This is a genomic window from Burkholderia sp. 3C (genome assembly GCF_054589155.1).
In genome coordinates this window covers 108319-119982 of the sequence record NZ_BAAILN010000084.1, presented here as the reverse complement: position 1 = coordinate 119982, position 11664 = coordinate 108319, and the positions used below count along the sequence as shown (strand labels likewise).

At 71.0% G+C, this 11664-nt stretch carries 1 protein-coding gene; it reads left to right on the top strand.

Annotated elements, in window-relative coordinates; all coding sequences use genetic code 11:
* The coding region (locus tag ACYP33_RS14750; RefSeq protein ID WP_459622656.1) for an SDR family NAD(P)-dependent oxidoreductase at window positions 1–11664 on the top strand (11664 nt) is incomplete at both ends.

Here is an 11664-nt window from a genome sequence, read left to right as displayed (position 1 = left end):
CCGCCGGCCGGCCGGCGACGCCGAGGTGGTGACGCGCCTGCGTGATTTCGACGGCCTGCGCGGCCAGGGCGTGACGATTCATTACCTGCCGTGCGACCTCGGCCGTCGCGACGAGGTCGCGGCGGCGGTGCGCCGCATCGAAGCCGAGATCGGGCCGCTGAAGGGCGTGGTGCATGCGGCCGGCGCGCTGCGCGACAGCTATATCCTGACGCGCAAGCTGGCCGACAGCGCCGCCGTGTTCGGACCGAAGGTGGCCGGCATGTGGCACCTCGACGCCGAAACGGCCGCGTTGCCGCTCGATTTCATTGTGCTGTGCTCGTCGATCGCGGCCGGCTTCGGCAATGCCGGACAGGCCGATTACGCGGTCGCCAACGCCGCCCTCGATGCGTTTGCCGAATGGCGGCGCGCGCGCGTGGCGAGCGGCGAGCGGCGCGGTCGCACGGTGTCGATTGCGTGGCCGCTGTGGGCAGAAGGCGGCATGACGGTGGATGCGGCCACGCTGGCCGCATTGCGTCGTCGTTTCGGCAGCGTGCCGCTGCCGTCCGGGCAGGGCCGGCAGGCGTTCTCGCGCATCCTCGGTGCGTCGTCGCCTGCTTGCGTCGGCGTGCATTACGGCGTGGCGGGCGAGATCGCCGCCGTGATCGACGCGCTCGGCCGGGCGGCGGAGCCGGTTCCGGCGTCGGGTGCGGCGCGCGAGCACGACGTCGCGCTCGCGGCCGCGTCGGCTTCCGCGGCTTCCGTTGCGTCGGTTGCCGTTCCCCACGGGCCGGCCGTCGGCGAGCTGCGCCGCGTCGCGGTCGAACTGCTGAAGGATGCGCTGGCCGAGTCGATCCAGATGGACCCGGCGAAGATCCGCTCGAATCGCGAGCTGTCGGAATACGGCATCGATTCGATCATGATCGTCGAGCTGACCAACCGGCTCGAAGCCGTGCTGGGGCCGTTGCCGAAAACGCTGTTCTTCGAATATCTCGATCTCGACGGCGTGGCGGCCTACCTGGCCGACGAACATGCCGGGCCGTTGTCCGCGCTGCTCGCCGAGCAAGAGGGCGAGCTTGGCGCGGTGGCGGCCGACGCCCCCGTGCCCCCGGCGCCGACTCCCGAGCCGGATACCGCTTCGCGGGCCGGCTCCGCGGCGGCCGGGCAGCACGACATCGCGATCGTCGGGATGTCGCTGCGGGTGGCGAAGGCACGCGACCAGGCGCAGTTCTGGGACATGCTGTCGCGCGGCCTGCACGGCTTCGAGGCCTATCCGGCCGCGCGCTGGAACCACGACGCGCTGCTGCACCCGTCGCGCGACGTGCTCGGCAAGACGGTGGTTCGCACCGGCGCGTTTGTCGACGGCATCGACGAATTCGATCCGCGCTATTTCCGTATCTCGCAGTACGAGGCGGAACTGATGTCGCCGGAGGTGCGGCTGTTCCTGCAATCGTGCGTCGAGGCCTGCGAGGACGCCGGCTATTCGCGCGAAACCCTGCAGCGCCGCTATGGCGGCGACGTCGCGGTGATCGTCGGGTCGATGACCAACGAATACGATCTGTACGGCTTCCAGAACATGCTGGTGCGCGGCGCGCTGGCGAGCGGCAGCTATACGGGCACCGTGCCGAACATGGTGTCGTATTTCTACGGCTTCACCGGGCCGTCGTACTTTCTCGACACCATGTGTTCGGCCTCGTCCACCTGCGTGCACGAGGCGGTGCACATGCTGCGCGCCGGGCGCTGCAAGATGGCGCTGGCCGGCGGTGTGAGCCTGCTGCTGCATCCGCAGAAGCTGATCGCCACCTCGCAGGAGCACTTCACGACCAAGACGGCCGAGGTGATCCGCGGCTACGGTCTGGGCGCCGACGGCACGATCCTCGGCGAAGGGGTGGGCGCGCTGCTGCTCAAGACGCTGGCCGATGCGGAACGCGACGGCGACCATATCTATGCCGTGATCAAGGGCACCGGCATCAGCAATGCCGGCGTGCGCAACGGCTTCACGGTGCCGAATCCGAACCAGCAGGCCGCCGCGATCGAGGCGGCGCTCGACGACGCCGGCATCGAGCCTGCCACGCTCGGCTATATCGAGGGGCATGGTTCGGGCACCGCGCTGGGCGATCCGATCGAGATCCGCGCGTTGACCCAGGTGTTCCGCAAGACCACCCAGGCACGGCAGTTCTGCCCGATCGGCACGGTCAAATCGAATATCGCGCACTTGCTGGCGGCGGCCGGGGTGGCCGGCATCGCCAAGGTGCTGATGCAGTTCAAGCACGGCCAGCTTGCGCCGTCGCTGCATGCGCAGACCTTGAATCCGAACATCCCGTTCGAGGACACGCCGTTTTACGTACAGCGCGAACTGGCGCCCTGGCCGCGCCTGCGCGATGCGCAGCAGCGCGAATTGCCGCGCCGCGCCGGCGTGACCTCGATCGGCGCGGGCGGCATGAATTCGCACATGATTCTCGAGGAATACCTCGCCGCGCCGCGTGAAAGCGAGCCGGAGGTGGCGGAGCTGTTCGTGTTCTCGGCGATGAACGAGGCGACGCTGCGCGCCAGCCTGGCGCGCTTCGACGCCGCGCTCGACACGCTCGACGGCGTGCCGCTGCGCGATCTCGCCTATACGTTGCAGGTCGGCAAGAACGAACTGCCGTGCCGCCTGGCCCTGGTGGCGGACTCCCGCGCCGGGCTGCGTGCCGCGCTGCGGGCCGGCCTCGCCGCGCCCGTCGCGCGCGCGGGCTGGCATTACACCGCGAACATCCTGGAGCAGGACCCGCAGGTCGAGGCCGAAGCGCTGGCGCTTGCGACGCGCGAGCGCCGTCTCGATCGGCTCGCGCCGCTGTGGTGCGACGGCGTGGCCGTCGATTGGGATGCGCTGCGCGGCGCACGCCAACCGCGCCGCGTGTCGCTGCCCGCCTATCCGTTCGAACGGGTGCGCTGCTGGTATCCGGAATTCGCGGATGCGCCCTCCGTGGTGCAGCCGCTCGGCGCCAAACTCAAATTGCATCCCTTCATCGGCGCCAACATGTCGAACCTCGCCGGCCTGCGTTACGCCACCGATCTCCATCTGGGCGAGCTGCTCGACTTTGTCCACGCGCGCCAGGGCGCGCAGCAGATCGTGCCGACCGTGGCCGCTGAACTGGCTGCCGCCGCCGCCCGGCAGGCGGGCCTGTCCGGCGCGCTGCGGGTGAGCGGGCTGCGGCTCGCGCCGTCGCCGGCGTGGCCCGGCGTGGCGCGGCTCGACTATGCGCTGGCGCCCGTCGGCGACGGGGCGCTGGCGGTGGCGCTCGATACGCTCGATGCGAATGGCGAACGGCGCGCCTTCCTGCGCGCCCGGGTCGAGGCGGTCGCGGCGCTGCCGGCGCAGGCCGCCACGCCGGTCGCCGCGCTGATCGACGCTGCCGTGCAGACGCAGGCGCGCGACGCGCTGTATGCGCAACTCGCGGCGCGAGGCGTTGGTTTCGGTCCTTTCCTTGAGGTGCTGGAGCGCGCGCATTGGCTGCGCGACGGTTCGCTGCTGTGCGTGCTGCGCGAAGCGCCGCCGCAACAGGACAGCTTCAAGCGCAACCAGACCTTGCCCGCTTCGCTGCTCGGCGCGGCGTTTCAGGCGCTGCTGCTGGCGGTGCCGGAGGCCGCGCAGTGGGCGATCGCGACGATCGCGACGCTCGACGTGCCCGCCACGTGCCCCGATGCGGACGTTGCCTACCTGCTGCTTCGCTCGCGTTTGCCGGCCGGTGCTGCCGAGCAGGTCTGCGACCTGTCGTTCCTCGATGCGCGTGGCGAGAGCGTGGCCGCATGGTCCGAGCTGCGGCTGTGCGCGCCCGAGCGGCTGACGCCGCTCGAGCCGATCGACCGGTTCACGGCGGCTCGGGCCGTTGTGCCGGGGGCGCTCGTGCAATCGTTCATGCAACCGGCCGCGGAACCGCTCACGCAATCGGCCGCGGAACCCGCCGCGCTGCCGCTGGCGGATGCCGCGCCTGCCGCCGCACCGGCCTGGCCGGCGCGCATGTCCGGTCTCGCTTCGACGGCCACGGTGGCCGCGCCTGCCGCGCCTGCCGCGCCGGCTGTCGACGCACCCACGGAGCGCGACCGCCTGCTCGCGGAACTGCGCGATATCGCGGCAGGCATTCTCAAGTTCCCGCTGGCGGAGATCAACGCCAAGGCCGCCTTCTACGATCTCGGCTTCGATTCGATCTCGCTGACGCGCTTCGCCAACGAGATCAATGCGCGCTATGGCAGCACGCTGACGCCGGCGATCTTCTTCGAATGCGAGCACGCCGACGCGTTGGCGGCGCATCTGATCGCGCGCCACGGCGCGCGACCGACGGCGCTTGCCGCGCCCGCGTTTTCGATCGATATCGATCGAGCTGCTCGGGCCGCGAATCCCGATGCATCGACGGCCGCCGCTTCGACCTTGTCGCAGGGCGCACCGACCGCCGCTTCGGGCGTGTTGCAGGGCGCACCGGCCGTCGCTTCGGGCGTGTTGCAGGGCGCACCGGCCGTCGCTTCGGGCGTGTCGCAGAGCGTACCGGCCGCTGCTCCGGGCGTGTCGCAGGGAGCACCGGCCGCCGCACAGGGCGTGTCGCACAGCGAACCCGCCGCCACCGACGGGCGCATCGCCATCATCGGCATGGCGGCGCGGCTGCCGGGCGCGCAGGACGCCGAAGCCTTCTTCGCACACCTGAGCGCCGGCCGCGATCTGGTCGGCCCGCTGCCGCTCGAACGCTACAGCGAGGCCTATCAGGCCCGCATGCGGGCGGCCGGCTTCGTGATGCAGGGCGGCTTCATCGACGACATCGATCGATTCGACGCCGCTCATTTCCGTATTTCCCCGAAAGAGGCCGAGCGGCTCGATCCGCAGCAGCGGCTGATGCTGGAAACGGCCTGGCGTGCGCTTGAAGATGCCGGCTATCGGGCCGCCGAGCTGCCGCGCGATACCGGCGTGTTCGTCGGCGTCACCGGGCACGATTACGCGAGCCTGCTGCAGCAGCACGGCGTGGAGTTCGACGGCTTCGCGGCTACCGGCAATTCGCTGGCGATGGTCGCGAATCGCGTGTCGCACTGTTTCGACTGGCATGGCCCGAGCCAGTCGGTCGACACCGCCTGCTCCAGTTCGCTGGTCGCGCTGTTGCGCGCGGCCGATGCGTTGCGCGCCGGCCGCTGCGGCGCGGCGCTGGTGGGCGGGGTGAACCTGGCGCTGAGTCTCGAAGGCTTCACCGGCCCCGATCAGGCGGGCATGTTGAGCCCCGCCGGCCGCTGCAAGACGTTCGGCAAGGACGCCGACGGCTACGTGCGCGGCGAAGGTGTGGTGGTGCTGCTGCTCAAGCCGCTGGACGCCGCGCGCCGCGATGGCGACCGCATCGTCGGCGTGCTGGCCGGCGGCGCGGAGAATCACGGCGGCCACGCCGGTTCGCTGACCGCGCCGAACGCCAATGCCCAGGCCGAACTGGTGCAGCGCGCGATGGCCGGCCTCGCGGCCGACGAGATCGACTACATCGAAACCCACGGCACCGGCACCAGCCTCGGCGACCCGGTGGAGATCAACGGCCTGCGCATCGCCTACCGCGCGCTGCTCGGCGAGCGGGCGGGCACGTCGCCGTTCATCGGGCTCGGCTCGGTCAAGTCGAACATCGGGCATCTCGAAGCGGCGGCCGGCCTGGCCGGCGTGCTCAAGGTGCTGATGGCGATGCGTCACGGCGAATTGCCGGCGACGCTGCACTGCGACGAGGTCAATCCGTATATCGAATTGCAGGACAGCCCGTTCTATCTCGTGCGCAGCCGCCAGCCCTGGCCGCGCCGGGTCGACGCGGCCGGCCGCCAGCGGCCGCGCCGGGCGGGGGTGAGCAGCTTCGGCTTCGGCGGCACGAACGCGCATGTCGTGATCGAGGAAGCGTTGTCGCCGGACACACCGCGCCGCGCGCCGCTGCCGCCGCATCCGTTCGCGGCCACGCGCTTCTGGCTGCCGGGCGTGGCGCGACAGGCGCAAGGCGAGACGCCGCGGCAGACGGTCGTGATGACGCCGCGCTGGACCGAGGCGCCGCGCGTTGCGGGCGGGCTCGACACCGTGCGTTACGCGCACTGGGTGCTGCCTTGCGACATCGCGGTGGCGGGTGATGCGTCGTTGCGGATATTGACGCCGCCGAAGCTCGACGGCGATCTCGCGACGCGCTACCGGGCCCTCGCCGCCAGCCTGCTCGACACGCTCAAGACCTTCGCGCAGGCGTCTCTTACGGAGGCGCCTGCGCTGCTGCAAGTGCTGGTGCCGCTCGACGGCGACCGGCGCATCTACGAAGGCCTCGGCGCGATGCTGGACACCGCGTGCGATGAAATGCCGGGCCTCGTTTGCCAATTGATCGGCGTCTCGCGCGACTTGACGGCGGACGCCGTCACGCGCGCGTTGCTCGACGAAGCGCGCCACCCGGTCGAGCGCCGCGTGCGCTTCGAGGGCGGCCGTCGATTCGTGCAGGATTGGGCGGCGCTGCCTGCGGCGTCCGGCGATGCGCCGCGCTGGCGCGCCGGTGGCGTTTATCTGATTACCGGCGGCCTGGGTGCGCTCGGGCGGCTGACCGCCGAACATATCGCGCGGCACGCGCCGGGCGCGACCGTGGTGCTGGCCGGGTCGTCGGAACTCGATGCGCCGCGCCGCGAATGGCTCGGCAAGCTCGATCGCAGCGGGATTCACGCGCGCTACCTGCGCGCCGATCTCGGCGACGAGGCAGCGACCGTCGCGCTGGTCCGCACCACGATCGCGCTGCATGGCGCGCTTCACGGCGTGATTCATTGCGCGGGCATTCATCGCGACGGTGCGATCGTCCGCAAGCGCGCCGACGATCTGCAAGCCGTGCTGGCGCCCAAGGTGACCGGTGCGGCGGCGCTGGCGCGCGCGTGCCGAGGCATGGCGCTCGATTGCTTCGTGCTGTTTTCGTCGCTCGGCGGGGCGTTCGGCAACCCGGGGCAGGCCGACTATGCGGCCGCCAACGGCTTCCTCGACGCGCTGGCCGAGCATGGCGAAATGCCGATGGTGTCGATCAACTGGCCGTTGTGGCGCGACGGCGGCATGCGGGTGCCCGCCTCGGTCGAACAGGCGTTCTTCGACCGCATGGGACAGCGTCCGCTCGATACCGAGGCGGCCATGGCGGCGCTGGATGCCGTGCTGGCCAGCGGCGTGCGGCGCGCGGCGGTGATCGCCGGCGACCGGCAGCGGATTCAACGCTTCTTCGAGACCGCGCCCCGGCATCGCCTCGTGGCAGTGGAGCGGGTTGACGCCGTGCCGAATGTGCCGCATGCGCCCGTCGCAACGTATGCACTGCATGCAACGAGCGCAACGAGCGCAACGGTCGCAACGGCGCTCCAGCCCGACACGCTGCTCATGCAGCGCGTTTCGCAGCGCCTGCGTGCGCTGTTCGCGGACCTGACCGGAATGCAGGCCAAGGATATCGACGCGCATGTCGAACTCGAGCGATACGGCATCGATTCGTTGCTGATCACGCGGCTCAATCGCGAACTGGGCCAGGTGATCGGCGCGGTGTCGAAGACGGTGTTCTTCGAATACCGCAGCCTCGATGCACTGGCGGGCCATCTTGCCGCGACGCACGAGCCGGCATGCCGGCGCTGGACCGGCCTGGCCGAAGCGCCTGCCGCAGCCACGCCGGACACGGTTGCGGCTGCGACCACGGCAGCGGTCATCGCACCATCGCCCGCGCCGGGCGTCCGCGAGCCGATCGCGATCATCGGCCTCAGCGGCCAGTATCCCGACGCCCCGGACCTCGACCGGTTCTGGCGCAATCTGTGCGCCGGTCACGACGCGATCGACGAGGTGCCGGCCGAGCGCTGGCCGCTCGACGGCTTCTTCGAAGCGGACCCGGACGCAGCCGTCGCGCAAGGCATGAGCTATGCGAAGTGGGGCGGCTTCCTGTCGGGTTTCGCCGATTTCGATCCGCTGTTGTTCCGCATCGCCCCGCGCGATGCGGCGTCCATGGACCCGCATGAGCGCCTGTTCCTGATGGCCGCCTGGCAGTGCTGCGAGGATGCCGGTTATTCGCGCGCGCGGTTGGCCGCGCGCCACGGCTCGCGCGTCGGCGTGTTCGCCGGCGTGACCAAGAACGATTTCGGGCGGCACGCCGCGTATCGCGGCGAGGGCGGTGGCTGGGTCCGGCCGTCGGCGTCGTTCGCCAGCGTCGCGAACCGCGTGTCGCATGCGCTCGACCTGAACGGCCCGAGCATGCCGATCGACACCATGTGCTCGTCGTCGTTGACCGCGCTGCACGAGGCCTGCGAGCACCTGTATCGCGGGGATTGCGAGCTGGCCCTGGCCGGCGGCGTCAATCTCTACCTGCACCCGGCGAGTTACGTGAACCTCTCGGCGTCGCGCATGTTGAGCACCGATGGCCGCTGCAAGAGCTTCGGCCTCGACGGCAACGGCTTCGTGCCCGGCGAGGGCGTGGGCTGCGTGCTGTTGAAGCCGCTGTCGCGGGCGCTGGCCGACGGCGACCGGATTCATGCGGTGGTGCGCGCCACCGGCGTCAATCACGGCGGCAAGGCCAACGGCTATACGGTTCCCAATCCGGCCGCGCAACGCGAGGTGGTGCGGATGGCGCTGCACCGCGCCGGCGTGGCCGCGCACGAGATCAGCTATATCGAGGCGCATGGCACCGGCACCGAACTCGGCGATCCGATCGAGATCGAGGCGCTGACACAGGCGTTCCGCGAGGACACGCCCGACACCGGTTTCTGCGCGCTCGGTTCAGTGAAGTCCGGAATCGGCCATCTCGAAGCGGCGGCCGGCATCGCCGGGCTGACCAAGGTGATCCTGCAAATGCGGCACGCCACGCTGGCGCCCAGCCTGCATGCGACGCAGGCGAACCCGAACATCGATTTCCTCGCCACGCCGTTCGTGTTGCAGCGCGAGCTTGCGCCGTGGCCGGTCGCGCCGGGTGGGCGGCGGATCGCGGGCGTGTCGTCGTTCGGGGCGGGCGGCGCGAACGCGCATGCGATCGTGGAAGCGTGGCCGGGCGATGACGGGCCGGGCCGCGGCAGCGATTACCAACCGGGCGCAACCGACGCGTCGACGCCGGAGGCCGTGGTGTTGTCGGCGGCCACGCCGGCGGTGCTGCGCGAGTACGCCGAGCGGATGCTGGATTTTGTCGTTGCGCGGGCCGAGGCCGGCGAGGCCGCGTCGGTTGCGTCGGTCGCGCCCGATGCGCTGGCCGGCATGGTCGGCGCGCGGGTGGCCACGTTGTTGCGCGTGGCAGCGCAAGAAATCGATCGTGACGAAGCGTTCGAGGCCTACGGGCTCGACCTGCCGCAACGGATCGCCTTGCGTCATGCGCTTGACGAGGCGTTCGACACGACGCTCGATCCGGCGCGCTTCGCGCGTTGCGCGACCGTGACGGAGGCGGCGGAATGCGTGGCGCAGGCGCTCGCGGCGGGCGGTGCGTCCGCCGCGCACGACGGGCAGGCGGCGGGGAAGCGAGCGGTTGCCGCCAGCGACGCGCCGGCGCTGGCCGATCTCGCCTACACGCTGCAGGTGGGCCGCGAGGCGATGGATGCCCGGTTGGCCATCGAAGCGTCCGGCATGGCGGAACTGGAGGCGGGCTTGCGCGCCTACCTCGACGGCCGCGACCATCCCGGCGTGCATGTCGGCAGCGCTCGCGCCAATCGCGAGCTGCTTGCGCCGCTGGTCGGCGACGAGGACAGCGTCGAGTTGGCGCGCCGCTGGATTGCGCGCGGCCGTCTCGACAAGGTGCTCGGCCTGTGGGTGCTCGGCTGGGATGTCGATTGGCAAAGCCTGCCGCGCGGCGCCGAGCCGCGTATCGTCAGCCTGCCGCTCTATCCGTTCGCCCGCGAGCGCTACTGGTTGGCGGCGAAACCCGCGCCGGCTTCAACGCTTGAATTTACGCTGTCGGCCGTGCTCGATGCGCACGATTCGATCGCGCCCGGCGCACCGCCGGCACGGCCCGATCTGCTGGCGCAGCACGAGCGGCTCGAACGGGAATTGGCGGACCTGGTTCGCGCGCAATTGCAGGCCTTGACGGGCACGCCGGTGGCGCCCGCCTACACGGCCTGGCGCGAGGCGATCGATGCCTTGCTGGAGCGCGTGAGCGGCGCCGACGCGGCAGCGCAGCCGGCCGACCTCGATCGTGCCTGGCAAGCGTGGCAGGCCTATCGGCATGACGTCGAGGCGCACGGCGGCCCGCTGGCGCAGATCGCGCTGGTGGAAACGACGGTGCGGGCCTTGCCGGCGATCCTGAGCGGTGCGACGCCGGCCACGGCGGTGATGTTCCCGGCCGGATCGCTGGCTCAGGTCGAGCGCGTCTACAAGGAAAATGCCGTCGCGGCGCGCTTCAGCGCGCGGCTGGCCGACGCGGTGGCCGCGTTCGTGCGCCATCGTCGCGAGATCGATCCGGGTGTGCGGCTACGCGTGCTGGAGATCGGCGCGGGCACCGGCGGCACCAGCGAGAAGGTGTTCGCCGCGCTGGCGGACGTGCGTGACGCGCTGGCCGAGTATCGATTCACCGACGTGTCGCGTGCGTTCCTGATTCGCGCGCAACGCCACTATGCCGACGCCATGCCCGCGTTGCGCACCGCGCTGTTCGACGTCGAGCAGCCGATCGCGGGGCAGGACGTGGAGGCGGGCGCCTACGATCTGGTGATCGCCGCGAACGTGCTGCACGCCACGCGCGACATGCGTACCACCCTCGATCACGTGCGCGCCACGCTCAAGCCCGACGGCCTGCTGCTGCTCAACGAAACCAGCGCGGCCACCGTGTTCACACATCTAACGTTCGGCCTGCTGGACGGCTGGTGGCGTTTCACCGACGGCGCGCGCCGGATTCCCGGCTCGCCCTCGCTGACGCCTCAGGGATGGCGGCAGGTGCTGGCGGACAGCGGCTTCAGGACGGCGGCCACGACCACGGAGCACGAGCATGCGCTCGGCCAGCAGATCATCGCGGCGGCGCCGCTGATGGCTGCGCGCGGCGAGGCGGCTGCTTCGGTTTCGGTTCCGGCTCCGCTGCCGGCCGGGCCGCGCGAGACGGTGGCGCGGGCCGTGCCGCAAACGGCGCAGCCCATCGCGTCGCGCACGGCGGCCGGGAGCGGATTGCGTGGGGTGATCCTCCGCGCGCTCGGCGAGACGCTGAACGTCGCGCCGGCATCGATCGATCTGCGCACGCCGTTCGCCGACTACGGCCTCGACTCGATTCTCGGCGCCGAATTGCTGGCCAGGCTGCGGCCCGCGCTCGGCATCGAACTGGCCGTGACGCTGCTGTTCGACTACAGCACCGTGCTTCAGCTCGAATCCGGGCTGGCGAAGGAACTGGCGCGGCGTGGCGTGGCGATGCCCGACGAGGCGGTAGCGCCCCCGACGCTTGCTGCTGCCGACGTGGCGACGCAGACGGCGGCCTACGCGGTGACACAAGCGGCCGCCCACGCGGCGACGCAGGTGGAGTCCCCAGCAGCGATGCAGGCGGCGGCCTACGCGGCTACACAAGCGCCCGCCCATGCGACGACGCAGACGGAGTCCCCGGCAGCGACGCAGGCAGCGGCCCAAGCGGTGACCCAAGCGGTGACCCAAGCGGCGGCCCACGCGACGACGCAGACGGAGGCCCTAGCGGTGACGCAGGCAGCAACCCAGGCGGCAACCCAGACGCAGGCCCGTGACGCGACGCCATCCGCCGCTTCGACCCGTGCCGAACT